The organism is Paraburkholderia sp. JHI869, from assembly GCF_038900775.1.
Classification (GTDB): domain Bacteria; phylum Pseudomonadota; class Gammaproteobacteria; order Burkholderiales; family Burkholderiaceae; genus Paraburkholderia.
Window position 1 is genome coordinate 32,571 of the sequence record NZ_JAYMSC010000006.1, and the last position, 25,526, is coordinate 58,096.

Below are 25,526 nucleotides of genomic sequence, written 5' to 3' on the forward strand. Positions count from 1 at the left end.
GGACAACCCGCTCGACGCAGCTACAACAACCACACATTCACCATCTGACCGACCAAGGAGCTAGAAAATGACGACCACGTTGCAACTGCCGCAAGGCATGCAGATTACGGCTGAGATCCAGCCCGGCTTCGAAACGATCCTCACGCCCGAAGCGCTCGAACTCGTCGCGAAGCTGCACCGCGCGTTCGAGCCGCGCCGCCAGGAACTGCTGAAGGCACGCGTCGAGCGCACGAAGCGCCTCGACGCCGGCGAGCGCCCCGACTTTCTTGCCGACACGAAATCGATCCGCGAAGGCGACTGGAAGATCGCGGCGCTGCCGAAGGATCTCGAATGCCGCCGCGTGGAAATCACGGGCCCGGTCGAGCGCAAGATGATCATCAACGCGCTGAACTCGGGCGCGGACGCGTACATGACCGACTTCGAGGACTCGAACTCGCCGAACTGGGAAAACCAGATCGTCGGCCAGCTCAACCTGAAGGACGCAGTGCGCCGCACGATCTCGCTCGAGCAGAACGGCAAGACCTACAAGCTCAACGACAAGACCGCCACGCTGATCGTGCGTCCGCGCGGCTGGCACCTCGACGAAAAGCACGTGACGGTCGACGGTCAGCGTGTGTCGGGCGGCATCTTCGACTTCGCGCTTTACCTCTTCCACGACGCGAAGGAGCTGATTTCGCGCGGCAGCGGCCCGTACTTCTATCTGCCGAAGATGGAAAGCCACCTTGAAGCGCGTCTGTGGAACGACATCTTCGTCGCTGCGCAGGAAGGCGTGGGCATCCCGCGCGGCACGATTCGCGCCACGGTGCTGGTCGAGACGATCCTCGCCGCGTTCGAGATGGACGAGATCCTCTATGAACTGCGCGAGCACAGCTCGGGCCTCAACGCCGGCCGCTGGGACTACATCTTCTCGGCGATCAAGAAGTTCAAGAACGACAAGGACTTCTGTCTGGCCGACCGCTCGCAGATCACGATGACCGTGCCGTTCATGCGCGCCTACGCGCTCGAACTGCTCAAGACCTGCCACAAGCGCAACGCGCCGGCGATCGGCGGCATGAGCGCGCTCATCCCGATCAAGAACGACGCGGCCGCGAACGACAAAGCCATGGGCGGCGTGCGCTCGGACAAGGCGCGTGACGCAACGGACGGTTACGACGGCGGCTGGGTCGCGCACCCGGGCCTCGTGCCGATCGCAATGGAAGAGTTCGTGAAGGTGCTCGGCGACAAGCCGAACCAGATCGGCAAGCAGCGCCCGGACGTGAACGTTGCCGGCAAGGATCTGCTCGACTTCCGTCCGGAAGCGCCGATCACCGAAACGGGCCTGCGCAACAACATCAACGTGGGGATCCACTACCTCGGTTCGTGGCTCGCGGGCAATGGCTGCGTGCCGATCCACAATCTGATGGAAGATGCCGCGACCGCCGAAATCTCGCGCTCGCAGGTGTGGCAGTGGATCCGCTCGCCCAAGGGCAAGCTCGAAGACGGCCGCAAGGTCACGGCTGAACTCGTGCGCGATCTGATCCCGCAGGAACTGGACAAGGTGAAGGCATCGGTCGGCGGCGACACGAAGCCGTACGAGCGCGCCGCGCAGATCTTCGAGCAGATGTCGACGTCGGAAGACTTCGTCGAGTTCCTGACGCTGCCGCTGTACGAAGAGATCTAATCGATCGGCAGATCTAACGGCTAGCCAGCGAAAAAGGCCCGGCGGATGCGAATCCGCCGGGCCTTCGTGTTTTCATGCAATGCGCAGCGCGTGCACGATGCGCTGCATGCCGCGTGCTAAATGATCCGTGCGCGCCGATGCGCGACCCAGTCGCCGCCTTCGATCTCGGAGCGTCCTGCAACGGCGGCAGGCGCGACCGGATAGTAGAGGCAAGCGATGCGTTCGCCCTGCACCTCGATATCCACTTCCTCCGAAACGAAGAGATCGTCGACGCCCGGATAAACCTGCTCGATTTCGTCGAGCACGGCGAGCAGCGCGTCATCGATTTCGTAGACGTCGCCGACGACCGTCGACTGCGCATCCGCCGACTCGGCCACCATGCCGGGATAGGTGCCGAAGTCGAAGAGCCGGCCGGCGAGCGTGGTGAGACCGAGGTGACGCGGGCGCGCGATCCCGTTGCTATCCGCCGCGAGGTTGATGTCGTTGATCTCGCCCGCGCGAAGCGTGCCGTAGACGAACATGTATTTCATGGCTTTTCTCTCCTTCAAGACGGCTCGCGCCACACGAGCTTGCTGTCGATTCGTCCACATTATGCCCGGCCACAAATGCGTGCGGCCCAATCCCTCGAGCACGAGGCGTCTACAATGAGTGCGCCAAACCCGCTCGCCCCGCCCCTCATGCCCGTGGATCCGCTCAACACCGCACGCAACCAGGCGCTGCCGCGCGCCGAACTCATCGATATCCCGCCCGAGTTCGCGCCTACGCCCACGCATCCTATCCGCGTGCGCTCGCGGCCCATGCCGGCCGGGGTGTGCATTGCGCAGCACACGCACGCGTGGGCGCAACTCGCCTACTCGTCGCGCGGCGTGCTGCGCATGGCCACGCCCGGCACGACGTGGATGGTGCCGCCCTCACGCGCGATCTGGGTGCCGCCTCACATCACACACGAGGTCGCAATCGTCGAAGATGCGTACCTGCGCACGCTCTACGTGGACGAATCGGTGATTCCACCCGGTCTCGACGCGTGCCGCGTGGTCGAGGTGTCAGGCCTGCTGCGAGAAACGATCGCCGCACTCGACGAGCGCGGCATTCCCACCGCTCGCGAGCGCCTGCTAGGCGCCCTGGCGCTCGACGAGATCACGCGCTCGGCGCCGCTGCCGCTTGCTGTGCCGATGCCCGAGGAAAAGCGCCTGCGCGCGCTGTGCGAAGCGCTCATCGCCGACCCGGCCGGACCTGGCTCGCTCGAATACTGGGCCGCGCACGTGGGCGCGAGCACGCGCACGATCGCGCGGCTCTTTCGTCAGGAGCTTGGGGTGAGCTTTTCGCAGTGGCGTCAGCAGGCGATTCTCGCGCGCGCGATCCCGCTGCTCAATCAGGGGCGTCCAATGGCCGTCGTGGCGCAGGAACTCGGCTATCAGAGCCAGAGCGCGTTTTCGGCAATGTTTCGCCGCGCCTTCGGCGAAAGCCCACGCGCTTTCATTGCGCGCGGCACGGGCGACCGCGATGCAGACGAACCCGAAGACTCCGTGGCCGCCGAACGCGACGACAACGAGCGTTGAGAGGAAGAGCGGCCAGGTTCAGACAAGCCGCGTCATGTGGCGAATCGAGCCGAGGCGCGCAAGCCTCGGACCCGCCACGCGATAACCCATACGCAGATAAAGACGCGCAGCCGGGTTATCGACGAACACACGCAGTTGCAGCTCGCGCAGGCCGCGCTCGCGGGCCCATTGGTGCGATATGTCGAGCAAGAACGTGCCGGCTCCATTGCCGCGATACCCTTGGGCGATCTGCACATCTCGAATATGCAGCGAATCGCCCTCCTGCGTCACGCGCAGCACGCCGATTGCCTCGCCGTCGAGCTCGAGGATGTAATTCTCCGACTCGCGATAGCTCGCCAGAAAGAGATCGCCGCGCCAGACGAGGTGATGCCGCAGATAGTAGCCACCCATGTTGTTGCGCGTGAGCGTCTCCGCGAACTCGAAATCGTCCATGGTGGCGCGGCGCAACTGAAACGGCGACGGAATGTCGTTCGGTGCGAACATGTCGGCAAGCGGGGAAACGAAGTTTCGACAACGCTACGATAACGCGCGGCCGCCGGCAATCGCAGATTGTCCGTACGGCAAAGCGAAATGACGCGTAGGAAAAGAACGCAGATGGAAGTGGGAGAAACGTCTGCGGAAAAAGAAAAAGCCCGTTGGACGTATCCAACGGGCTTCATTCTGGCGGAGCGGACGGGACTCGAACCCGCGACCCCCGGCGTGACAGGCCGGTATTCTAACCAACTGAACTACCGCTCCAGCTTGCTGCTCACCGGCGGGCGTCGGTCGATTCCCGCTGGCGGCGTCGCCACATTGCATGCAGTGCTACTGCGCAGTGTTACTTCTTTGGCGCCGCATTTTGATTTGGCGTCCCCTAGGGGATTCGAACCCCTGTACTCACCGTGAAAGGGTGATGTCCTAGGCCTCTAGACGAAGGGGACAACACAGGCATAAGCGCAGGCTTACGCCTTGAACTACAGACCGCTCGATACTACCGAACGGCTTTGAATCTGGCGGAGCGGACGGGACTCGAACCCGCGACCCCCGGCGTGACAGGCCGGTATTCTAACCAACTGAACTACCGCTCCAACTCGACACAGTCAGATGGATGTTGATTCCATCTGATGCCTCGCCAATCTCATTGACGACGCTCATGTCTGGCGTCCCCTAGGGGATTCGAACCCCTGTACTCACCGTGAAAGGGTGATGTCCTAGGCCTCTAGACGAAGGGGACATGATCTTTTCAGATAATGCCTTTACCACACTCTACTGCCTACTGCATGTTCTGTTGGTGGAGGTAAGCGGGATCGAACCGCTGACCTCTTGCATGCCATGCAAGCGCTCTCCCAGCTGAGCTATACCCCCTTGCAGAACAGAAGCGAGATTTTAAACAGCAATTTCGCTTTCGTCAAGAGCTTTTGAATCGTTTTTTGTAGCGCTTCGAGGTTTCCTTGAAACATCGTTGCCCGATTCTGCGGCTCTTTGCGTGAGATTTGCTGCTCATTTGCAACTTTCTCGCGCCCCGTATTCAACGGAGCCCGAATACTACAAGAACGGCCGCCCGGGCGCTAGGGTCCGGGCGAAAAATTCTTTAAAAAATTTACTTTGCAGCCGAAATGCCCTTCTCGAGACGGCTCACCACCGCATCACGGCCGAACAGCACGAGCACAGCATCGACCGAAGGCGTATGCGTCGTACCCGCCACGAGCAAACGGGCCGGCATTGCGAGCTGCGGCATCTTGAGCTTGTGCGTGGCAAGCGTTGCCTTGAGCGCGGCAGAGACGCCCTCCTTCGTCCACTCCGCACCCTTGAGCGCAGCGGCGAGATCGGCGAGCGCGGGGCGCACGGCGTCCGTAATGTGCTGCGCAAGTGCTTCAGCTTCCGGCTGCGGCTCGCGGTAGAACATCATTGCGCTCTCGGCGATCTCCTTGATCGTGTTCGCACGGTCCTTGAAGAGCGCGACCACGCCTTCAAGCGAGGGGCCCTGGGCGAGCGCCGCTTCGTCTACGCCGAGCGCAGCGAAAAACGGCTTCGAGAGCTCCGCCAAACGCGCGCTGTCCACTTCCTTCAGGTAGTGATTGTTGAGCCAGTTGAGCTTGTTGTGGTCGTACTGTGCGGGCGACTTGCCCAGATGATCGAGGTCGAACCACTCCACGAACTGCTCGCAGGTAAACACTTCAGCGTCGCCGTGCGACCAGCCCAGACGCGCGAGATAGTTGAGCACCGCTTCAGGCAGATAGCCCGCGTCGCGATAGCCCATCACGCTCATCGCGCCGTGGCGCTTGCTCATCTTCTCGCCCTGCTCGTTGAGCACGGTGGGCAGGTGCGCATAGACCGGCGGCTCGCCGCCGAGCGCGCGCAAGATGTTGATCTGGCGCGGCGTGTTGTTCACGTGGTCGTCGCCGCGAATCACGTGCGTGATCTTCATGTCGAGGTCGTCCACGACCACGCAGAAGTTGTAGGTCGGCGTGCCGTCCGGGCGCGCGATCACGAGGTCGTCGAGCTCTTCGTTCGAGATCTCCACGCGGCCTTTGACTGCGTCGTCCCATGCCACCACGCCCGTAAGCGGGTTACGGAAGCGCAGCACCGGCTGCACGCCCTCTGGCGGCGTGGGCAGCACCTTGCCCGGCTCCGGGCGCCACGTGCCGTCGTAGCGCGGCTTCTCGCCGGCGGCGCGCTGGCGCTCGCGCAGCGCGTCGAGCTCTTCGGTCGACATGTAGCACGGGTAGACGAGGCCCTGCTCCTGCATCTCCTTGAGCACTTCGCGATAACGGTCCATGCGCTGCATCTGGTAGAACGGACCTTCGTCGAAATTCAGGCCGAGCCACTCCATGCCTTCGAGGATCGCATCGACCGACTCCGACGTCGAACGTTCGAGGTCGGTGTCTTCGATCCGCAGCACGAAAACGCCCTTGTTGTGGCGCGCGAACGCCCACGGGTACAGCGCGGAACGGATGTTGCCGAGGTGGATGAAGCCGGTCGGGCTCGGCGCGAAGCGGGTACGGACGACAGAGGTAGTCATGGGCGATTACTCGAGGACGATGCCATCCGGGGCGCGGCGCAGGCGACAAATCAGTCACGGCGGCAGCCACGGCGGCGGATGGCCAGGGTTCGCGGCGCATTCGGCCCGCGCGGCAAGCGCGGGAGCGCCGGGGCGCACAAGCTCGCGCGCGAACGGGAATCCGGAAAATTAGAGACGGGATTATACCCGCCATGCACCGCTTCGGCCTGGCGGGCGAGGTCCGGCGCGCGCCTGTGAATGCCGCGCTTCTCTCGTGCAAATGGCCGCACGCTCGCAAACCGGCAAGTGCCTTGTCATCTATCGACACATCGCGTTACATGCACGCTCGCTAAACCGGCCGCGCTTTGCCTTATGATGTCGGCGCGCCGCCACCACGATCCGGCGCCGCGCGCGCAAACACAGCAACTCGACCGCCCGCGCGCGAGAGACCGGGGTACCGCGTCGTTCTTTGTCGAACACGCACGCGGACCGCATGGAGAACCTTCTTGAAGCAGTCATCGCCCTCGTTGAGCCGCCGCCACTTTTCGCTTGCGGCCGCCTCCACCGTCCTTGCCGCCTGCACGACCGCAGGCACGCAGACCGCCAGCGCTCCGCCGCCTGTCACGACCGCGCCAGCGCTACCGCCGGTCGCCAAGCCAACGCGCCCGATCCGCGTGGGACTCGCGCTCGGCGGCGGCGCGGCGCGCGGCTTCGCGCACATCGGCGTAATCAAGGCGCTCGAGGCGCGCAATGTGCAAGTCGACTTCGTTGTCGGCACGAGCGCGGGCTCGGTCGTCGCGGCGCTTTACGCCTCGGGCATGAACGGTTTCGCGCTCAACAAGCTCGCACTGACGATGGACGAAGCCTCGATCAGCGACTGGGCGATGCCGTTTCGCACGCGCGGGCTCCTGCAGGGCGTCGCGCTGCAGAACTATCTGAATACGACGCTGCACGACCGCCCCATCGAAAGAATGGCGAAGCCGCTCGGCGTCGTCGCGACCGACCTGCGCACGGGCCAGCCCATCCTGTTCCAGCGCGGCAACACGGGCATTGCCGTGCGCGCGTCGTGCAGCATTCCGTCGATTTTCGAGCCGGTGAAGATCGCGGGCCATGAATACGTGGACGGCGGCCTCGTAAGCCCCGTGCCCGCCTCGTTCGCACGCAAGATGGGCGCCGATTTCGTGATCGCCGTCGATATCTCGGCGCGCCCGGAAACGGCCGCGACGCTGAGCCAGTTCGACGTGCTGATGCAGACCTTCACGATCATGGGCCAGACGATCAAGACCTACGAGCTCGACAAGTACGCCGACGTCGTGATCCGCCCGAACCTCAACGCGATGTCGAGCAGCGACTTCACGCAGCGCAACGCGGCGATTCTCGCGGGTGAGGAAGCGGCGGCGCGGATGATGCCGGAACTCGAGCGCAAGCTTTCGGCCGCGCGCCTGACGGCCTGAGCGTCAGTCGAAGGCGCCCCCTTTTGGGGCGGCGCCTGAACGCAAAAAAGCCCGCTTTCGAAAGAAGCGGGCTTTTTGTGCTACGAGAGCGCAGCAAAACCGGCGATCAGTTGCCGCCGTTGCCGTCGAACTGTGCGCTCACGCGCTTGAGGTTTTGCTGCTGGTCCGGCGTGAACGACGTTTCGACACGGCGTGCACCCGTGAAGCGCTTTTCCCAGTAGCCGTCGTCGAGGTCGTCGACACGGATCGTGCTGCCGGTGGACGGCGAGTGCACGAACTTGTTGTCGCCAATGTAGATGCCGACGTGCGAGAACGTGCGGCGCATCGTGTTGAAGAACACGAGGTCGCCCGGCTTCAGGTTGCTCATGCTGACCTTCTCGCCCACGCGGCTCATTTCTTCGGCGCGGCGCGGCAGCGACATGCCGAGCGTGTCCTGGAACACGTAGCGCACGAAGCCGCTGCAGTCGAGGCCAGAGTCGGGCGTGTTGCCGCCCCAGCGGTAACGCACGCCAATCATGTTGAGTGCACCGACAACGACGTCGCCGGCTTTGCCGGCCATGCCGGAAAGGAACGCCTTGGCGCCGCCTTCGGTCGGGGCCGGAGCCGCCGCCGGGGTCGCCTGGTTGGCATTCTGGAGTGCGTTCTGCACCGCAGGGATGGACTGCGGATTCGCCGCGTTGCTCGGCGAAAATGAGGCATTCTGGTTAAAGCTGCTTACTTCGTCGGCGAACGCGCCGGGAGCTGCGGCCATCAGTACGCCGATGAACATCCCGGCGACGACGCGCGTGCAAGCCTGGGTCAGGTATCGGTGCTGCATTGGTCGGTAGAAATTGCCCGTAAATCAGGGAGTTAGTAGAAAAGTTTGGACGATACTAGCCAGTAAGTATTTGTGTGTCAAAACAAATAGAAAAATTCAATCGCGACATTCACCTCATTGGTGAATTTCACCGAAATTCACCCTAAAGTTCCGCCAAAGCCTAGCGATCGAATGCGGCTTTCAATAATTTTCGGGTGTAAGGATGGGCCGGTCTATCGAAGATATTCGAGACCTCGCCGGACTCGACGATCGCCCCGTTCTGCATCACCACGACGCGGTGCGCCATCGCGCCGATCACTTCCAGGTCGTGGCTGATGAACACGTAGCCCAGGTTGTACTTGCGTTGCAGATCCGTCAACAATCTCAACACCTGTTGCTGGATCGAAACGTCGAGCGCGCTGGTCGGTTCGTCGAGCACGATCACGCGCGGCTCGAGTACCAGCGTGCGCGCAATGGCGATGCGCTGGCGCTGGCCGCCCGAAAACTCGTGCGGGTATCGTTGCAAAGCCGTGCGATCGAGGCCCACTTCGCGCAGCACGCCGACAACGCGCTTGCGCCGCTCTTCGGTGGAAAGATCGTGCCGATGGAGCGCGAGCCCCTCCCCCACGATGCGCTCGATGGTCTGGCGCGGAGAAAGCGAACTGAACGGGTCCTGAAAGACAACCTGCAGATGCGAGCGCAACGAAAGACGCTCGCTCCCCTGATAGCTCGCGATCGGCCGTCCCTGGAACTCGACGACACCGCCCGCCGTGCGTTGCAACCCGAGCATCGCCATCGCAAGGGTCGTTTTGCCGGATCCGGACTCGCCGACAATACCGAGCGTCTCGCCCTGGCGCACCGCGATGTTCGCGTCGTTCACGGCGCGATAGCGCCCTTTCTGCCACCAGCCGCGAAAACCCGGCAGCTTCGTAGCGAAGTCGACGATCACGTCCTTCGCCTGCAGGAGCACCGGCGCGATCGGCAACACGGGCAGCACATGACGCTCGGGCCGGCTCGCGATGAGCCGCTGCGTGTACGGGTGTTGCGGCGCTTCGAAAATCTGCTCGACGCTGCCCGACTCCACGAGCCTGCCCTTCTCCATTACCGCCACGCGCTGCGCGAAGCGGCGCACGAGGTTCAGATCGTGCGTGATGAGCAGCACCGACATGCCGCGCCGCGCCGCCTCTTCCTGCTGCAGTTCGAGCAGCAGGTCGACGATCTGACCGCGGATCGTCACGTCGAGCGCCGTGGTCGGCTCGTCGGCGAGCAACAGGCGCGGACGGCACGCGAGCGCCATGGCGATCATCACGCGCTGGCGCTGGCCGCCCGAAAGCTGATGCGGATAGTTCGACACGCGCCGCCTCGCCTCGGCAATGCCGGTGCGCTCGAGCAACCCCACCGCCTGTTCGTAGGCCTCCTTCTTCGACACGCCGTCGTGCAGCACGATGGTTTCCGCGATCTGCTCGCCGATCGTGTAGAGCGGATTGAGCGCCGTCATCGGCTCCTGGAAGATCATCGCGACGTCGTTGCCGCGCATTCCCCGCATCGCGCGCTCGCTCTTCGCGAGCAGATCGTCGCCGTCGAGGCGGATCGTTCCGCTGATCTGCGCGTCCTGCAGGAGGCGCAGAACCGCGAGCGCCGTGACGGTCTTGCCCGAGCCCGATTCGCCGACGAGCGCCACGCGCTCGCCGCGCCCGATCGCGAGCGTGACGTCGTCGACGGCGAGCGTCTCGTGAAAGCGCACGCTCAAATGCTCGATCGAGAGAAGCGGCGCGGCGATGTCCTGAGGCACGGCGCTCACTGGTTGCCTCCGGCCTTCATGGCGTCGGAAATGCGCGTGTCGAGCGCGTTGCGCAGCGCGTCGCCGATGAACGTGAGCAGCAGCAGCGTCGCCACGAGCACGCCGAAGGTCGAGAGCGCGATCCACCACGCGTCGAGATTGCGCTTGCCCTGCGCGAGCAGTTCGCCAAGGCTAGGCGTAGGCGCGGGCACGCCAAGACCGAGAAAGTCGAGGCTCGTGAGCGCGAGAATCGCGCCGCTCATGCGAAACGGCAGGAACGTGATGACGGGCGTGAGGCTGTTGGGCAACACGTGATGCCAGATGATCTGCCAGTTCGAAAGACCCATCGCGCGCGCGGCCAGCACGTAGTCCTGGTTGCGGTTGCGCAGGAATTCGGCGCGCACGTAGTCGGACAAACCGATCCAGCCGAACAGCGAAAGCAGCACGATCAGCAGCACGAAACCGGGCTCGAAGATCGCCGCGAAGATGATCAGCAGATAAAGCTCCGGCAGCGAACTCCAGATCTCGATGAGACGCTGCCCGAAGATATCGACCTTGCCGCCGAAGTACCCCTGCACCGCGCCCGCCAGCACGCCGAGCAGCGTGCCGATGACGGTCAGCACGAGCGCGAACTCCACCGACACGCGAAAGCCGTAAAGCAATCGCGCGAACAGGTCGCGGCCGCTCTCGTCGGTACCGAGCCAGTTCTGCCGAGACGGCGGAGCGGGATTCGGCACTTTCGCGAAATAGTTGAGCGTGTCGTAGTAGTACGGATTCGGCGGATAGAGCGCGAAGTTGCCCGGCGCGTCGAAGCGGTGGCGAATGTACGGATCGAGGTAGTCGGCGGGCGTGGGGAAATCGCCGCCGAACGCGGTCTCGGGATAGTCCTTGAACAACGGGAAATACATGTGCCCCTCGTAGCGCACGACGATCGGCTTGTCGTTGCTCCAGAGCGGACCCGCGAGACTCGCCGCGAACGCGACGAGAAACACGATCAGGCTCCAGTAGCCAAGGCGCTGCTGCTTGAAGCGCAGCCACACGCGGCGCCTCGGTGTGGGCGACTTGAAGGCGCGTACGCTCTCGGTACGCAGTTCGGGCTCGGCGCCGGCGCGGACTCGGTTCAACTCAGCGCTCCAGTTGTTCGAATTGGATGCGGGGATCGACCCACACATAGCACAGATCGGAAATCAGTTTGGTTAGCAGTCCGATCAACGTGAAGAGATACAGCGTGCCGAGCACGACCGGATAATCGCGCCGCACGACCGATTCGTATGAAAGCAGCCCGAGACCGTCGAGCGAAAAAAGCGTTTCGATCAGCAGGCTGCCGGTGAAGAACGCGCCGATGAACGCCGCCGGGAAGCCCACCACGAGCGGCAGCAAGGCGTTGCGAAACACGTGCTTCCAGAGCACGGTGCGCTCCGAAAGCCCCTTGGCGCGCGCGGTCAGCACGTATTGGCGGCGGATCTCTTCGAGGAACGCGTTCTTGGTCAGCATGGTCGTGACGGCAAAGCTGCCCACCACCGAAGCCGTCACCGGCAGCGTGATGTGCCAGAGATAGTCGAGAATCTTGCCGCCGAGCGAAAGCGTGTCCCAGTTATCGGAAGTGAGATTGCGCAGCGGGAAGAGTTGCAGGAACGAGCCGCCGCCAAACAGCACGAGCAGCAGGACGCCGAGCACGAAGCCCGGAATCGCATAACCGACGAGCACGACGAGACTCGTCAGGAGGTCGAAGCGCGAGCCGTTGCGCACCGCTTTGGCGATGCCCAACGGCACCGATATCAGGTACGTGAGAAAGAAGGTCCACAGGCCAATGCTGATCGACACCGGCAGCTTGGAAATGATGAGCGACCACACGCTCTGGTGATGGAAGTAGCTCTGCCCGAGATCGAAGCGCGCGAAGCGCCCGAGCATCAGGAAATAGCGTTGCAGCGGCGGCTTGTCGAAGCCGTAGAGCTGCTTGAGCTGCGCGATCTGCTGCGCGTCCACGCCCGAATGCGCGCGCATGCCGAACGGCATGCCCTGCTCCGCGCCGCGCCGCAATTCGCGCACCGCCTGCTCGACGGGGCCGCCCGGCACGAACTGGATCACGCCGAAGGTCAGCGTAAGCACGCCGAGCAGCGTCGGGATCATCAGCAGCAGGCGTTTGACGATGTAGCTCCACATGATTCGTTGCTTCCGTCGTGTCCGTGGTTAATGACCAGCCGCTTGTTGCTCGGGCTGCGGCCCGGGTTGTGACTTCAGCCACCAGGTCGAGATGATCCAGTCGTTCGCGCCATAGTACAGCGGCAGTTTCGCTGGATACGCCAGCGTGTTCTTGTACGCCACGCGGTGCGTCCCGCTGTACCACTGCGGCACCACATAGTAGCCGTGCATCAGCACCCGGTCGAGCGCGTGCGTGGCGTCGAGCAGTTGCTGGAGCGTTTGCGCCTGCGTGAGCGCCTTGAGAATCGCATCGACGGCGGGCGACTTCAGGCCCAGCAGATTGCCGGAGCCCGGCTCGTCGGCGGCCTTGCTGCCGAAGCGGTCGACCTGTTCCGCGCCGGGCACCTGAACGTCGGGGAACTTGATGGTCGTCATGTCGAAGTCGAAGGCGTCGAGCCGCTTCTGGTAGAGCGCGAAATCGACCGAGCGATAGTTCACCTGGATGCCAAGGCGCCTGAGCGCCTGCGTGTACTGCGCCATGATCGGCGCCCACTGCGCCGAAGCGCTCGTGTCGTCGAGCACTTCGAACGTGAACGGCTCGCCCTTCGCGTTGCGCAGCGCGCCGTCGCGATAGGTCCAGCCCGCTTCGGCGAGCAGCGCGCGCGCCTTGAGCAGGTTCGCGCGCAGCGAGCCCGGCGGCGTCGTATCGGGTTGCACGGGCATCGGGCCGAACACGGCGGGGTCGAGCGAATCGCGCCACGGCTCAAGCAACGCGAGTTCGCCTGGCGACGGCAAGCCCTTCGCCTGTAGCTGCGTGTTCGCGAACCAGCTGTCGATGCGACGGTACTGGCTATAGAACAGCATGCGGTTGAGCCACTGGAAGTCGAGCGCGAGATCGAGCGCACGGCGCACGCGCGGGTCCTGGAACGCGGGCTTGCGCAGATTCATGACGAAGCCTTGCATGCCGGTGCCGTTGTGCTGCGGAAACTCTCGCTTGATGAGCTCGCCGCTGTCGAAGCGTTTGCCGACATCGCGCCGCACCCAGTTGCGAGCGACATATTCGACGAGTGCATCGTACTCACCCGCCTTGAAGGCCTCGAGGCGCGCCACGTCGTCCGAATAAAGCTTGTAGGTAATGCGTTCGAAGTTGTTGGTGCCCACGCGCACCGGCAGGTCGCGGCCCCAATAGTTAGGGTCGAGTTTGTAGGTGATCGTGCGGCCGTTCGAATAGCGGTCGATCACATACGGGCCGCTGCCGATCGGCTGCTCGAACGCGAGCTGATCGAAGGCGATGCGGCTGCCGTCTGGGCGCAGCCCCCACTTGTGCGAGAACACCGGCATACCGCCCGCGATGAGCGGCAGCTCGCGGTTCTTACTGCGGAAGTCGAAGCGGATCGTCGCGGGATCGACCACTACCGCACGCGTGATCTCGCTGAAGTACGCCTGCATGGAAGGCGCGGCCTGGCGGCTCTTGAGCGTATCGAGCGAGAACTTCACGTCTTCGGCCGTCACCGGGTCGCCGTTCGAAAACCGCGCCTTCGGATTGATGTGGAACGTCACCGAAAGCCCATCCGGCGCGATGCGGATATCGTCGGCCAGCAGCCCGTAGGCCGAGGCCACCTCGTCGAGGCTGCCCGTCGTGAGGCTCTCGAACAGCATGCCGAGTCCCGGCGCCGCGTTGCCGCGCAGTGTGAACGGGTTGAACTTGTCGAAGCTCGTGAGGCGGTCGGGATTGGCGAGGACGAGCGTGCCGCCCTTGGGCGCATCCGGATTCACGTAGTCGAAGTGCGCGAAACCCTGGCGGTATTTGGGCTCGCCATACTGTGCGATGGCGTAGACCGCGTGCGCGGAGGGCATCGCCATCAGCCCGAACGCGAGCGCCAGACATGTGGCCGCCAGCCTCCTGGCAAGCGCGGGCCGTGCCACAGGAACGATTGCTCCAAACGCGCCGAGCGCCGTCCTGTCTCGCGTTCCTGTCGTCATAGATTGGTAATTGTCCAGGCTGCCTTGTCAGTTGTGAGAGAATTCTACCCAAACCACGCGGCGCCGCCCCTACAGGCGCCTGGCGCAATGACCTGATTTAGGAGAATTCATGGGCTTCCTCGCTGGCAAACGCATTCTGTTGACCGGCCTGCTGTCGAACCGTTCGATCGCATACGGCATCGCGCAGGCATGCAAGCGCGAAGGCGCGGAACTGGCGTTCACGTACGTCGGCGACCGCTTCAAGGACCGCATCACCGAGTTCGCGCAAGAATTCGGCAGCGACCTCGTATTCCCCTGCGATGTGGCAGACGACGCGCAAATCGAAGCGCTCTTCGTCGACCTCAAGAAGCACTGGGACACGCTCGACGGCCTCGTCCACTCGATCGGCTTCGCACCGCGCGAGGCGATCGCAGGCGACTTCCTCGATGGCATGACCCGCGAAAACTTCCGCATTGCGCACGATATTTCGGCGTACAGCTTCCCGGCGCTCGCCAAGGCCGCCAAGCCGATGCTCGCCCAGAACGCTTCGCTCCTGACGCTGACCTATCTCGGCGCCGAGCGCGCCATCCCGAACTACAACACCATGGGCGTCGCGAAGGCCGCACTCGAAGCGAGCGTGCGTTATCTCGCGGTGTCGCTCGGCGCGCAAGGCGTGCGTGTGAACGGCATCTCCGCCGGCCCGATCAAGACGCTGGCTGCAAGTGGTATCAAGGGCTTTGGCAAGATTCTCGATTTCGTCGCGCAGAACGCCCCGCTGCAACGTAACGTGACCATCGAGCAGGTCGGCAATTCGGCCGCGTTCCTGCTCTCCGATCTGGCAGCCGGCGTGACCGCTGAGATCATGCACGTCGACTCGGGCTTCAACGCCGTGGTTGGCGGCATGGCCGGCCTCGAATAAGTCTCTCTTCGCGTTACACACGCCTCGTTGCGTGTGCAACGGCAAGAATGCAAAAGCCGCCCATTGGGCGGCTTTTCTTTTGGCGCGGCACGCGATGTGCGATGCGCGCCGTGTCACGCGCATCACGCCAGCAACGAGCCTCGCGGCTTAGTGCCAGTGTCCCGGAGGACCGCCGTGATCGCGGTCATAGTGGCCACGGCCCGGGCCGTCGTAGCCGCCGTGGTGGCGATACCAGTCGTCGCGGCCCCAGTAGCGGCGGCCGTCCCAATAACGGTCGCCGTGCCAGCCGATGAAGACGGCCGGCGGCGCTGCATAAACCGGAGCCGGCTGATAGACGACCGGCGGCGGGGGCGGCGGCGCGTAGACCGGCTGCGGAGCGACATAAACCGGGGCCGGAATACCGATGTTGACACCAACGCTCACGCCAGCCATAGCAGCGCTCGATGCGCCGATAGCCACGCCCCCGAGCAGCATTGCAACAACACGTGGGAACTTCATGGACTCACCTTTCGGGTTTGATGTTTTGTTGAAACCAATATAACGCACGGCTTTCGCCCGCGTATTTCAAACTTGTAAGAACTGATGCACAAACCTGGCCCGCGTTCGATGTCGTTACGTCTCGTTACACCGGCACGAAGCCTTGGGGCGCGCAACACAATGCGAATGCGCGAATCAGGCGCCTGCGTCTCGCAACCCGCTTCTTGCGATGAACGCTGCGGCGAACTACGGCGCAGCGGAGGATATCACCGCTGGCGTCAAAACGTGCGGGCCTCAGCATTCACGCGACAAATCCCATTTCATTCGCATTACGAACGACTTTCTGTGCGCCCCACTCTCCCGCGAAGCGTTGCGCACGAAACTGCCATGGAACCCCTATCGATGATCGGTTCAGCGAGACCATTCATCGCATTCCTAATCAAATGGATCAGAAAATCGCAGGCCGATAATGAAGTAAGCAGGACGACTTGAAGCGGCAATTGGCTTTTCACGTGACGCGAGCCAAAAGCGGACGCCAAAAAACAAAAACCCCGCAAGCCGAGACTTGCGGGGTTTCGCCGCCATTACTGGCGGAGACGGAGGGATTCGAACCCTCGATCCAGGTTTTGGCCCAGATGCTCCCTTAGCAGGGGAGTGCCTTCGACCTCTCGGCCACGTCTCCCGAAAACTTCGTTCGCGCCAGGGAGGCAGCGCAACGAAGCCAAGATAATAGCGGGTTAGCGCCTTTCGGTCAATTCATACGACGCTTTTTTGCAAAGTTTTTTCTGCAAGCGCACAACGAATGTCGTGCACGGCATCGCGAATCCAGATCGAACCGAAAAAACGCGTCACACCCGCGTCATACAACCTGAATAACCGCGCGATTTACGCGTGCTCGAGGTCGAACGCCTTATGCAGCGCACGCACCGCCAACTCCATGTACTTCTCGTCGATCAGCACCGAGATCTTGATTTCCGAGGTCGAGATCATCTGGATGTTGATGCCCTCTTCCGAGAGCGTGCGGAACATCTTGCTCGCCACGCCCACGTGCGAGCGCATGCCCACGCCGACCACCGAAACCTTCGACACCTTCGGGTCGCCCAGCACCTGCTCGGCGCTCACGTGACCCTTCACCGTGTTGTTGAGAACATCCATGGCGCGCTGATAATCGCCGCGCGGCACCGTGAACGTGAAGTCGGTCTTGCCGGCCACGCTCTGGTTCTGGATGATCATGTCGACGTCGATGTTCGCATCCGCCACCGGGCCGAGGATCTGATAAGCGATGCCCGGCTTGTCGGGCACGCCCATCACGGCGATGCGGGCCTCGTCGCGCTGGAACGCGATACCCGAGATGACTGCTTTTTCCATGGTCTCGTCTTCTTCAAAAGTAATCAGGGTGCCCGAGGACATTTCCTCGTCGAGGTTCATCATCGGGTCGGTCAGGCTGGAGAGCACACGCGTCTTCACCTGATACTTGCCCGCGAATTCCACCGAGCGGATCTGCAGCACTTTCGAGCCGAGGCTGGCCATTTCCAGCATCTCTTCGAACGTTATGCGGTCGAGACGGCGTGCGTCGTCGACCACACGCGGGTCGGTCGTGTAGACGCCGTCGACGTCCGTATAGATCAGGCATTCGTCGGCCTTAAGCGCCGCTGCGACTGCGACCGCCGAAGTGTCCGAGCCGCCGCGGCCGAGCGTGGTGATGTGGCCTTCCGGGTCAATGCCCTGGAAGCCCGTGATCACGACCACCTTGCCGTCGTCGAGGTCGGCCAGCACGCGCTCGCCGTCGATGTCGTTGATGCGGGCCTTGGTGAACGAGCTGTCGGTTTTGACCGGTACTTGCCAGCCGGTGTAGCTGATGGCGTCGACGCCTGCGTCCTGCAGGGCGATCGACAACAGGCCGACGCTCACCTGCTCACCGGTCGACGCAATCATGTCGAGCTCGCGCGGGCTGGGCTGCGGCGAAATTTCTTTCGCGAGACCGAGCAGACGATTGGTTTCGCCGGACATCGCCGAGGGCACGACGACCATCTTGTGGCCAGCCTTGTGCCATTTGGCGACGCGCTTGGCGACGTTCTTGATGCGCTCGACCGAGCCCATCGAGGTGCCGCCGTATTTGTGTACGATGAGTGCCATTGTCGTTCTGAACTGGAGATGTTACCGCGCTGGCGCGCTGAGAGACTGGACCGCCCGGAAGCTTATGGCCGTGGCGGCGGCTTCAGCGCGTGCAGCACGCGCGGGTTTTGCCCTCAGGGGCGCGAAGGCCGGCGCATCGGTATCGATGCGCGCTTCTGACACGTTTGTGACACCGCTGGTGACAAACCCTGTGCCTTGCACTTGCGCCCTGCCCGCATGCCGCTACGACGTCCCTGCAACCGTCGGATACCGCTCGAAGGAAAAATCGCGCCTTCATGGCACACGCCGCTTTTGACGGCGTCCGTGAACGCGAAAAAGCGGGCTGGACAAACGACTTACACTACCCGATTGACGTCAAAATTACAAGACGAAACAAGCTTGCGGAGGGCGAAAAAGGCTTGCGGGGCAAGGATTTGCGGGGGAACGATCGCAACGTTGCCGCAGACTTCAAGCGATCAGCAAATCCTCGCGCCATTCGATGCGACGCCAGGCCGCGCCCGGCTCGCTCTGCGCCGCACCGAACGCCGACCGGTTCACACCAATACGGGGCACGAACAGCAGCGTCTCACCCGCGAAAAGCAGCGGCACGTCGCGCTCCCATGCGGGCACACCGCGCGCCTGGAACAGGTTCTTGAGCGTGCGGCTCACGTTCGCGGCTTCATCGCGCAAGCGCTCGCCGCCGCTGCGCTCGCGCGCGATGAGCGGCGCGCTCGCGAGCACGTGCTCGGGAACGGCATCGGCATCGTCGGGGGTGGCGGGCGCGAAAACGTAGGTCCCGCGCCATGACGGCAGACGCCAAACTTCTTCACCGCGCCAGGCCAACGTCACGGGCGCACGAGTAAGCGGAGCGCCCTCGCCTGCGCGTTCTTCACGCGCACGTACGGCTTCCCACGAGACGATTCCGCGATACGACCGCAAGCGGTGTCCCGCGTGATCGACGCGCAATGCGTGAGCGCTCACGTCGTCACGCGCGACCTCGCGCAACTGCCGCAGTATATCCGCAAGCCGCGCAGCCGATGACGCCGGCAGGCCGAGCGAGCGCATCCAGTAGCGCAGCAAATTGAGTGCTCGCGCGTCGTCGAGCGCGAGCAGCGCGGTGTGTGAAAGCGTACTGTTTCCCTCGCGTCCAACCTCGCGCAAATCGACCCGCGCAAGATCGTCGAGCAAACGCTGCGAAGAAGCCGCATGCGCTGCCGTGCGTGCGAGCGCATCGCGATAACCGGGGAAATGGGCCGAGAGCGCCGGCATCACGTCGTGACGCAAGGCGTTGCGTGCGTAGCGCGTGTCGTCGTTCGATTCGTCGTCGATCCAGTGCAGAGCATGCGCGCGCGCGTAGCGCTCCAGTTGCGTGCGCAACAACGCAAGCAACGGCCGCATGCGCGCTACGCCATTCACCGGCGCGCGTGCAGGCGCCATCGCCGCGAGGCCCGCGAGACCCGCGCCGCGCAGCAACTGCAGCAGCACCGTTTCCGCCTGATCATCTGCGTGCTGCGCGAGCCAGAGCGCCTGCACGCCGTGCGCCGCGCACATCGCGTCGAGCGCGCGATAGCGGGCCTCGCGGGCGGCCGCCTCGACGCCGGCCGCATCGTCGCGCGCCAACTCGACGCGCCTTGCGTCGAACGTCACGCCGTAAGCACGTGCAGTCGCCTCGCAATGGGCAAGCCATGCGTCGGCATTCGGGCTCAGGCCGTGATGCACGTGCAGCGCGACGAGACGCGCCGCCCCAGCCGCGCGCACCGCGGCATCGAGCAGCACCGACGAGTCGAGCCCGCCGCTATACGCGATCGCGATGCGTGCGTCGTTCGGAAACGTGGAAAGCACAACGCCGAGTGCATCGAGAACGATGCGCCCGGCGTCGGATTGGGGATGGTCGGTCACGGCGCGACGGCGCTCACGCGCCGGCAGACGTTGACGTCGCGCGCCTTACGCGCCCGGCGTCGTTTCCTTGAACTTGCCGTAGGCCATCAGGCGCTCGAAACGGCGCTGCTTCAGGTCGGCGATGCTCATGCCCTGGAACTGGCGCAGCGAGTCGGCAAGCGCACGGCGCAACAGCGCGGCCATGCCCTTCGGGTCGCGATGCGCGCCGCCGAGCGGCTCGTTCACGATCTTGTCGATGAGGCCCAGCGCCTTGAGACGGTGCGCCGTGAGGCCCAGCGCTTCGGCGGCTTCAGGCGCCTTCGCGGCGCTCTTCCAGAGAATCGACGCGCAGCCTTCCGGCGAGATCACCGAGTAGGTCGAGAACTGCAGCATCATGACCGTGTCGGCCACGGCGACTGCGAGCGCGCCGCCCGAACCGCCTTCGCCGATGATCGTCGTGATGATCGGGGTCTTGAGTTCGGCCATCACATAGAGATTGCGGCCGATTGCTTCAGACTGGCCGCGCTCTTCCGCGCCAATGCCCGGGTACGCGCCCGGCGTGTCGACGAACGTGAAGATGGGCAGGCCGAACTTCTCGGCGAGGCGCATCAGGCGCTCGGCCTTGCGATAGCCTTCCGGGCGCGGCATGCCGAAGTTGCGCGCGGCGCGCTCCTTCGTGTCGCGGCCCTTCTGATGGCCGATCACCATGCAGGCCTGACCATTGAAGCGAGCGAGGCCGCCGACGACGGAAAGGTCGTCCGCGAACGAGCGGTCACCATGGAGTTCGTGAAAATCGGTAAACAGCTCGTGCACGTAATCGAGCGTGTACGGACGCTGCGGATGACGCGCGATCTGCGAAACCTGCCACGGGCTCAGGTTCGCGTAGAGGTCCTTCGTGAGTTGCTGGCTCTTCTTCGACAGCCGCTCGATTTCTTCCGAAATATCGACGGCCGAATCGTCCTGAACGAAGCGCAGTTCTTCGATCTTCGCTTCCAGTTCAGCGATCGGCTGTTCGAAATCCAGAAACGTGGTCTTCATGTGTGGGAATCCTTCACTTTGCGGCAGCGCGTATTCTAACCGCGCCAGCCCGCGCCGAAATCGGCTCAGAACTATCGATTTCTTGGATCGATAGGATTTTTCTTAATAACTGACGGCCGACGTAGGCCTCACGACGGCTCGAGGCTGCGCCACATATACCAGGTCGCGACAGTACGCCACGGCTCCCAGTTGGCGGCGACTTCGCGCGCTTCGCTGCGCGTGACCGGCTCGCCACTGAAATAGTTGACGCTGATTGCGCGGATCAGGCCGAGGTCGTCAAGCGGCAGCACATTGGGGCGCGCGAGATTGAAGATCAGGAACATTTCGGCGGTCCAGCGGCCAATACCGCGAATCGCCGTGAGCTCCGCGATCACATCTTCGTCGTCCATCGACGTCCACTTGCCGACGTGCAGCGCGCCCGAAACGAAATGCTGTGCGAGATCGAGAATGTATTCCGTCTTGCGTTTCGAGAGTCCGCACGCGGCGAGCTTTTCGTGACCGAGTTTCAGAAACTGCTGCGGCACGAGTTTCGGACACGCGGCTTCCACACGCTGCCAGAGCGCTTGCGCCGCCGCCGTCGAAATCTGCTGGCCGACCACCGAGCGCGCGAGCGTGACGAACGGATCGTCGCGGCTCAGCAAATGTACGGGGCCGAACTTCGGAATCAGCTTCTTGAGAATACGGTCGCGCTTGACGAGGTCCGCGCAGGCCTTGTCCCAATAGTCGGGACGCTGCACTTCGAATTCGAGATCGCCCAGCGCATTCGCCGCGGGCTCCACGGCTTCGAGCGCCGCCGGACCATTGGCGAGCGCGGCATCGATTGCCGCGCCGTCGAGTGCCTCGTGCGATGCCGACGCGCCGTTGGTCTTTCCACGCGCCGCCTTCGCAGCCGGTTTTGTCGCAGCCTTGCCGCCCGCTCCATTGAGCGCACGCTTTGCACCTGCGGGCGCGCCCGCAGTTCCGCCCGTTAGCGACGCAGACCGCCTGGTCTGCGTCTTCGTGGCCGTTGCCATCCTGCCTCCTGCCTCGCGAATCGATCAGTGGAAACTGGACAGCCCGCTTACACGCGGCGCCACTCGGTCAACCCGCCCGGTTTGTCTTCGAGCGCGACACCGGATTCGAGCAGTTCGGCCCGAATCCGGTCCGCCTCCGCATATTGCTTCGCCTGCTTGGCCGCCGTGCGCGCCGCGATCTTCGCTTCGATCGCGTCCACGTCGAGCGCACCTGCATCCTGTGCACCCGCGGCTTGCTGCAGGAACACGCGCGGCTCGCGCACGAGCAGCCCGATCACACGTGCGAGGCGCTGCAACTGACGCGCGAGCACGGCGTCGCGCGTGCGGTTCACCTCGCTCGCGAGTTCGAACAGCACGGCGATCGCCACCGGCGTGTTGAAGTCGTCGTTCATTGCCGCGCGAAAACGTTGCGCGTACGGTTCATTCCAGTCAAGCTCGCCCGCGTCCGGCGTCACGTCCTTCAACGCCGTGTAAAGACGCGTGAGCGCGTTGCGTGCGTCGTCGAGATGCACGTCGCTGTAATTCAGCGGCGAGCGGTAATGCGCGCGCGCCATGAAGAAGCGCACCACTTCGGCATCGTACTTCGCCAGCACTTCGCGGATCGTGAAGAAGTTGCCGAGCGACTTCGACATCTTCTCGTTGTCGATATTCACGAAGCCGTTATGCATCCACGTATTGACGAACGTCTTGCCGGTTGCGCCTTCGCTCTGTGCGATCTCGTTCTCGTGGTGCGGAAACTGCAGGTCCTGGCCGCCGCCATGAATGTCGAAGTGCTCGCCGAGCAGCGTGCAGCCCATGGCCGAGCATTCGATATGCCAGCCCGGACGCCCACGGCCATACTTCGAGTCCCAGCTCGTGTCGGCCGGCTCCTGCGGTTTTGCCTGTTTCCACAGCACGAAGTCAAGCGGATCCTGCTTGGCATCGTTCGTCGCCACACGTTCGCCCGCGCGCAGGTCTTCAATCGATTTGCCCGAGAGTGCGCCATAGTTCGCGAACTTGCGCACCGCGTAGTTCACGTCGCCGTCCGTACCCTGGTACGCGTAGCCGTTGCGCTCGAGCTTGCCGATCATGTCGAGCATCTGCGGGATGAACTGCGTCGCTCGCGGCTCGAGATCGGGACGCTCGATGCCGAGCGCGTCCGCGTCTTCGTGAAGCGCTGCGATGAAACGGTCGGTGAGCTGCTTGATCGTCTCGCCGTTTTCTACCGCGCGACGAATGATCTTGTCGTCGATATCGGTAATGTTGCGCACGTAGGTCACGTTGTAGCCAATCGCGCGCAGCCAGCGTTGCACGATATCGAACACCACCATCACACGCGCATGCCCGACGTGACAATAGTCGTACACCGTCATCCCGCAGACGTACATACGCACGACGCCGGGCTCGAGTGGCACGAAATTTTGCTTGTCACGCGCGAGCGTGTTGTAGATGCGCAGTGATTCCATAAAGGCGATGGATACGTGGGTCGAAAGAAATCCGCGGCAGCGCCGACCGCAGCCAGCGGGTGGTGGCCCGCATTGCTCAGGCTGCTGCTTGTCGGCGTCCGGACTGCAAACAGGTTGCTATCTGGGCGGAGACGACCACGAGTGGCGTTGGAAAGCCCGGCGACTCGCGCAAGCACCCGTAATGCAAACGAAACGGGCGAGGGACAAAGCGCGCGACGAAAACGCACAGACCTTTTGTTAGAATGGCTCGGAGTATAACACCGCGACCTCACCCTATGAAACCTTCCAGCGGCCGCGCGCCCCGTGCTGCGACCCTTGCCGCGTCGGCTCTCTCGAGCGTCGCGATCGTGCTGTGCAGCGTGAGCATTGCGCATGCCGCGCCCCCCGCAACGTCCGACGCGACGCCAGGCGCCGACGCCGCGATCAGCCAGCACGACTGGGCTGGCGCGCTCAGCCAGCTCGACGCACGCATCAAGACCAACCCGCGCGACGTGCAGGCGAAGTTCAAGCGCGCGACGATTCTCGCGCGCCTGAACCGCGACGACGACGCGATCGAGGCGTTCACCGAACTCACGCAGCTCTACCCCGAATTGCCCGAGCCTTACAACAATCTCGCGGCGCTCTACGCAAAGCATGGCCGCTACGACGAGGCGCGCGTCGCGCTCGAAACCGCGGTGAAGGCGAACCCGTCGTACACGCTCGCGTGGGAAAATCTCGGCGACCTGTACCTGCGCCTGGCCGATACGTCTTACCGCCACGCGCAATCGCTCGGTCACACGAGCGGCGCAACGTCGCAGCGCCTCGCCGACATCGCGAAGATCATCTCGCCGCCGCCCGCGCCGAAGAAAGCGGGCACCGCAGCGGCAGCGTCAGAAGCCGCGTCGGCCGCAACCCCGACGGCCGTCGTGCCCGCGTTCACGAACCCCGCGTACCAGTTTGGCGGCTCGACGGGCTCGCTCGCGATGCCGCCTTTCGTGGCGCCGTCGAACTAACCTATGGCGCGCTGCCCGCGCGCCGCAACACGTTTTTCCCGCACTTCCGAGGATACTCATGAAATGGTTGATGTTGGCGCTCGGCAGCGCCGCTCTGATCGCGAACGCACCCGCCTTTGCGCAAAACGGCCAGCCGGCCGCCGCGCACCCGCAAGTGCTCTTCAAGACCAGTGAAGGCGACATTCGCGTCGAGCTCTATCCGGAGAAAGCGCCGAAGACCGTCGACAATTTCCTGCAGTACGTGAAGGCTGGCCAATACAACGGCACGATCTTTCATCGCGTGATTCGCGGCTTCATGATCCAGGGCGGCGGCTACACGCAAAGCTTCGTCGAGAAGCCCACGCGCGCCCCTATCGCACTTGAAAGCAAGAATGGCCTGAAGAACCTCACGGGCACGATCGCGATGGCGCGCACGAGCGACCCGAATTCGGCCACCGCACAGTTCTTCATCAACACCGTCGACAACGCCGGCCTCGACTACCCGAACCCGGACGGCAACGGCTATGCCGTGTTCGGCAAGGTCACGCAGGGCATGGACGTCGTGAAGAAGATCGAAGCGGCACCCACCACCTCGCGCGGCCCGATGGCCGATGTGCCGCAAAAGGAAATCGTGATCGAGTCGGCGACCGTCGTCGGCAAGTAAAGCGCCGGCAACACGCCAGTTAATCATCGACTAACCGGGCGGCAGCGCCGCCCTCACCCGTCGCACGTCGCGGCGCCGGCACACGCGTTGGGCACCACGCCCCGCCTCTTGCCGATGCAGCGACGTTCACTCCCCCAGCCACAGGCAAAGGATCCCATCATGGTCGAACTGCACACGAACCACGGCGTCATCAAGCTCGAACTGAACGCCGAGAAGGCCCCGAAGACGGTCGCCAACTTCCTCAACTATGTGAAGAACGGCCACTATGACGGCACGGTGTTCCACCGCGTCATCGACGGATTCATGATCCAGGGCGGCGGCTTCGACGCCAGCATGAAGCAAAAGCCGACCGAAGCACCGGTCGAAAACGAAGCGAACAACGGCCTGAAGAACGAGCGCGGCTCGATCGCCATGGCGCGTACCAACGACCCGCATTCGGCATCGGCACAGTTCTTCATCAACGTGGCCGACAACGACTTCCTGAACCACTCGTCGCCGACGCCGCAAGGCTGGGGCTACGCCGTGTTCGGCAAGGTCGTGGAAGGTCTCGAAGTGGTCGACAAGATCAAGAAGGTCAAGACCGGCTCGAAGGGCTTCCATCAGGACGTGCCGGTTGACGACGTCGTGATCGAGAAGGCCGTCGTCGTCGAATAAGTTTCATACCACTCTCACG

General features: G+C 63.5%; 21 protein-coding genes and 6 tRNA genes. 7 read left to right on the forward strand and 20 right to left on the reverse strand.

Annotation, left to right across the window (positions count from 1 at the left end):
* Positions 1-67: 67 nt before the first annotated feature.
* Complete coding sequence (aceB, locus tag VSR72_RS12950) at positions 68-1,660, forward strand: malate synthase A (protein WP_342952761.1); 1,593 nt, start codon at positions 68-70, stop codon at positions 1,658-1,660.
* Positions 1,661-1,776: 116 nt separating this feature from the next.
* On the opposite strand, the gene VSR72_RS12955 is transcribed toward aceB, so the two are convergent.
* The gene (locus VSR72_RS12955) at positions 1,777-2,190 is read right to left on the reverse strand and encodes a gamma-glutamylcyclotransferase family protein (RefSeq protein ID WP_342952762.1); all 414 of its coding nucleotides are present in this window, start codon (positions 2,188-2,190) and stop codon (positions 1,777-1,779) included.
* Positions 2,191-2,337: 147 nt separating this feature from the next.
* Between VSR72_RS12955 and VSR72_RS12960 the strand changes: the two genes are divergently transcribed.
* Positions 2,338-3,219, forward strand: a complete 882-nt coding sequence (locus tag VSR72_RS12960; RefSeq protein ID WP_342952971.1) for a helix-turn-helix transcriptional regulator — start codon at positions 2,338-2,340, stop codon at positions 3,217-3,219.
* A gap of 18 nt (positions 3,220-3,237) precedes the next feature.
* Here VSR72_RS12960 and VSR72_RS12965 read toward each other — a convergent pair whose 3' ends face one another.
* The 7 genes from VSR72_RS12965 to gltX form a co-directional block, all read right to left on the reverse strand.
* On the reverse strand, positions 3,238-3,702 hold the full coding sequence (locus VSR72_RS12965; RefSeq protein ID WP_342952763.1) for a GNAT family N-acetyltransferase: 465 nt from the start codon (positions 3,700-3,702) through the stop codon (positions 3,238-3,240).
* A gap of 178 nt (positions 3,703-3,880) precedes the next feature.
* Positions 3,881-3,957, reverse strand: a tRNA-Asp gene (locus VSR72_RS12970).
* 106 nt (positions 3,958-4,063) lie between these two features.
* Positions 4,064-4,139: transfer RNA gene (locus VSR72_RS12975), tRNA-Glu, on the reverse strand.
* A 70-nt stretch (positions 4,140-4,209) separates the two neighbouring features.
* Positions 4,210-4,286 (reverse strand) — tRNA-Asp (locus tag VSR72_RS12980).
* A gap of 70 nt (positions 4,287-4,356) precedes the next feature.
* Positions 4,357-4,432 (reverse strand) — tRNA-Glu (locus VSR72_RS12985).
* Between the two features lie 55 nt (positions 4,433-4,487).
* Positions 4,488-4,563: transfer RNA gene (locus tag VSR72_RS12990), tRNA-Ala, on the reverse strand.
* Positions 4,564-4,798: 235 nt separating this feature from the next.
* On the reverse strand, positions 4,799-6,220 hold the full coding sequence (gltX, locus tag VSR72_RS12995; RefSeq protein ID WP_342952764.1) for a glutamate--tRNA ligase: 1,422 nt from the start codon (positions 6,218-6,220) through the stop codon (positions 4,799-4,801).
* Between the two features lie 485 nt (positions 6,221-6,705).
* Here gltX and VSR72_RS13000 point away from each other — a divergent pair, with 485 nt between their 5' ends.
* On the forward strand, positions 6,706-7,653 hold the full coding sequence (locus tag VSR72_RS13000; protein ID WP_342952765.1) for a patatin-like phospholipase family protein: 948 nt from the start codon (positions 6,706-6,708) through the stop codon (positions 7,651-7,653).
* 106 nt (positions 7,654-7,759) lie between these two features.
* On the opposite strand, the gene VSR72_RS13005 is transcribed toward VSR72_RS13000, so the two are convergent.
* The 5 genes from VSR72_RS13005 to VSR72_RS13025 form a co-directional block, all read right to left on the reverse strand.
* Positions 7,760-8,470: a C40 family peptidase gene (locus tag VSR72_RS13005; protein WP_342952766.1), complete on the reverse strand. Its 711-nt coding sequence runs from the start codon at positions 8,468-8,470 to the stop codon at positions 7,760-7,762.
* A gap of 160 nt (positions 8,471-8,630) precedes the next feature.
* The gene (locus tag VSR72_RS13010) at positions 8,631-10,250 is read right to left on the reverse strand and encodes a dipeptide ABC transporter ATP-binding protein (RefSeq protein WP_342952767.1); all 1,620 of its coding nucleotides are present in this window, start codon (positions 10,248-10,250) and stop codon (positions 8,631-8,633) included.
* Positions 10,247-11,353, reverse strand: a complete 1,107-nt coding sequence (locus VSR72_RS13015) for an ABC transporter permease (RefSeq protein ID WP_342952768.1) — start codon at positions 11,351-11,353, stop codon at positions 10,247-10,249. The genes VSR72_RS13010 and VSR72_RS13015 overlap by 4 nt, the downstream gene beginning before the upstream one ends.
* Position 11,354: 1 nt before the next feature.
* Positions 11,355-12,392 carry an ABC transporter permease subunit gene (locus VSR72_RS13020; RefSeq protein WP_342952769.1) on the reverse strand — a complete coding sequence of 346 codons (1,038 nt, stop codon included), beginning with the start codon at positions 12,390-12,392 and terminating at the stop codon, positions 11,355-11,357.
* A gap of 27 nt (positions 12,393-12,419) precedes the next feature.
* Positions 12,420-14,234 (reverse strand): extracellular solute-binding protein, encoded by a 1,815-nt coding sequence (locus tag VSR72_RS13025; RefSeq protein WP_342952972.1) that lies wholly within the window; start codon positions 14,232-14,234, stop codon positions 12,420-12,422.
* 229 nt (positions 14,235-14,463) lie between these two features.
* Here VSR72_RS13025 and fabI point away from each other — a divergent pair, with 229 nt between their 5' ends.
* On the forward strand, positions 14,464-15,252 hold the full coding sequence (fabI, locus tag VSR72_RS13030; protein ID WP_342952770.1) for an enoyl-ACP reductase FabI: 789 nt from the start codon (positions 14,464-14,466) through the stop codon (positions 15,250-15,252).
* 147 nt (positions 15,253-15,399) lie between these two features.
* On the opposite strand, the gene VSR72_RS13035 is transcribed toward fabI, so the two are convergent.
* From VSR72_RS13035 to cysS, 7 genes are all read right to left on the reverse strand, one after another.
* Positions 15,400-15,750 (reverse strand): hypothetical protein, encoded by a 351-nt coding sequence (locus VSR72_RS13035; protein WP_342952771.1) that lies wholly within the window; start codon positions 15,748-15,750, stop codon positions 15,400-15,402.
* A gap of 567 nt (positions 15,751-16,317) precedes the next feature.
* A tRNA-Ser gene (locus tag VSR72_RS13040) sits at positions 16,318-16,411 on the reverse strand.
* A 203-nt stretch (positions 16,412-16,614) separates the two neighbouring features.
* Entirely contained in the window at positions 16,615-17,865 is a 1,251-nt protein-coding gene (locus tag VSR72_RS13045) for an aspartate kinase (RefSeq protein WP_342952772.1), read from the reverse strand.
* Positions 17,866-18,312: 447 nt separating this feature from the next.
* Complete coding sequence (gene tilS, locus VSR72_RS13050) at positions 18,313-19,743, reverse strand: tRNA lysidine(34) synthetase TilS (RefSeq protein ID WP_342952773.1); 1,431 nt, start codon at positions 19,741-19,743, stop codon at positions 18,313-18,315.
* A gap of 45 nt (positions 19,744-19,788) precedes the next feature.
* Positions 19,789-20,760, reverse strand: a complete 972-nt coding sequence (locus VSR72_RS13055; RefSeq protein WP_028204107.1) for an acetyl-CoA carboxylase carboxyltransferase subunit alpha — start codon at positions 20,758-20,760, stop codon at positions 19,789-19,791.
* Positions 20,761-20,888: 128 nt separating this feature from the next.
* Positions 20,889-21,773, reverse strand: a complete 885-nt coding sequence (locus VSR72_RS13060) for a DNA-3-methyladenine glycosylase (protein ID WP_342952774.1) — start codon at positions 21,771-21,773, stop codon at positions 20,889-20,891.
* A gap of 47 nt (positions 21,774-21,820) precedes the next feature.
* Complete coding sequence (gene cysS, locus VSR72_RS13065) at positions 21,821-23,218, reverse strand: cysteine--tRNA ligase (protein WP_342952775.1); 1,398 nt, start codon at positions 23,216-23,218, stop codon at positions 21,821-21,823.
* A 275-nt stretch (positions 23,219-23,493) separates the two neighbouring features.
* Between cysS and VSR72_RS13070 the strand changes: the two genes are divergently transcribed.
* From VSR72_RS13070 to VSR72_RS13080, 3 genes are all read left to right on the forward strand, one after another.
* Positions 23,494-24,210, forward strand: a complete 717-nt coding sequence (locus VSR72_RS13070; RefSeq protein ID WP_342952776.1) for a tetratricopeptide repeat protein — start codon at positions 23,494-23,496, stop codon at positions 24,208-24,210.
* Between the two features lie 58 nt (positions 24,211-24,268).
* Positions 24,269-24,853 carry a peptidylprolyl isomerase gene (locus VSR72_RS13075; protein WP_324141487.1) on the forward strand — a complete coding sequence of 195 codons (585 nt, stop codon included), beginning with the start codon at positions 24,269-24,271 and terminating at the stop codon, positions 24,851-24,853.
* Positions 24,854-25,012: 159 nt separating this feature from the next.
* A complete protein-coding gene (locus VSR72_RS13080; RefSeq protein ID WP_342952777.1) occupies positions 25,013-25,507 on the forward strand; it encodes a peptidylprolyl isomerase in 495 nt (164 codons plus the stop codon).
* Positions 25,508-25,526 lie beyond the last annotated feature (19 nt).

Bases quoted from the DNA above. Each gene is read 5' to 3' on its own strand.
- VSR72_RS13020 (WP_342952769.1), bottom strand. From the start codon at position 12,392: ATGTGGAGCTACATCGTCAAACGCCTGCTGCTGATGATCCCGACGCTG.
- VSR72_RS12965 (WP_342952763.1), bottom strand. From the start codon at position 3,702: ATGTTCGCACCGAACGACATTCCGTCGCCGTTTCAGTTGCGCCGCGCC.
- gltX (WP_342952764.1), bottom strand. From the start codon at position 6,220: ATGACTACCTCTGTCGTCCGTACCCGCTTCGCGCCGAGCCCGACCGGC.
- VSR72_RS13075 (WP_324141487.1), top strand. From the start codon at position 24,269: ATGAAATGGTTGATGTTGGCGCTCGGCAGCGCCGCTCTGATCGCGAAC.
- VSR72_RS13005 (WP_342952766.1), bottom strand. From the start codon at position 8,470: ATGCAGCACCGATACCTGACCCAGGCTTGCACGCGCGTCGTCGCCGGG.
- VSR72_RS13025 (WP_342952972.1), bottom strand. From the start codon at position 14,234: ATGGCGATGCCCTCCGCGCACGCGGTCTACGCCATCGCACAGTATGGC.
- VSR72_RS12955 (WP_342952762.1), bottom strand. From the start codon at position 2,190: ATGAAATACATGTTCGTCTACGGCACGCTTCGCGCGGGCGAGATCAAC.
- VSR72_RS12960 (WP_342952971.1), top strand. From the start codon at position 2,338: ATGCCCGTGGATCCGCTCAACACCGCACGCAACCAGGCGCTGCCGCGC.
- cysS (WP_342952775.1), bottom strand. From the start codon at position 23,218: ATGGAATCACTGCGCATCTACAACACGCTCGCGCGTGACAAGCAAAAT.
- VSR72_RS13060 (WP_342952774.1), bottom strand. From the start codon at position 21,773: ATGGCAACGGCCACGAAGACGCAGACCAGGCGGTCTGCGTCGCTAACG.
- VSR72_RS13055 (WP_028204107.1), bottom strand. From the start codon at position 20,760: ATGAAGACCACGTTTCTGGATTTCGAACAGCCGATCGCTGAACTGGAA.
- fabI (WP_342952770.1), top strand. From the start codon at position 14,464: ATGGGCTTCCTCGCTGGCAAACGCATTCTGTTGACCGGCCTGCTGTCG.
- VSR72_RS13045 (WP_342952772.1), bottom strand. From the start codon at position 17,865: ATGGCACTCATCGTACACAAATACGGCGGCACCTCGATGGGCTCGGTC.
- VSR72_RS13035 (WP_342952771.1), bottom strand. From the start codon at position 15,750: ATGAAGTTCCCACGTGTTGTTGCAATGCTGCTCGGGGGCGTGGCTATC.
- aceB (WP_342952761.1), top strand. From the start codon at position 68: ATGACGACCACGTTGCAACTGCCGCAAGGCATGCAGATTACGGCTGAG.
- VSR72_RS13080 (WP_342952777.1), top strand. From the start codon at position 25,013: ATGGTCGAACTGCACACGAACCACGGCGTCATCAAGCTCGAACTGAAC.
- VSR72_RS13070 (WP_342952776.1), top strand. From the start codon at position 23,494: ATGAAACCTTCCAGCGGCCGCGCGCCCCGTGCTGCGACCCTTGCCGCG.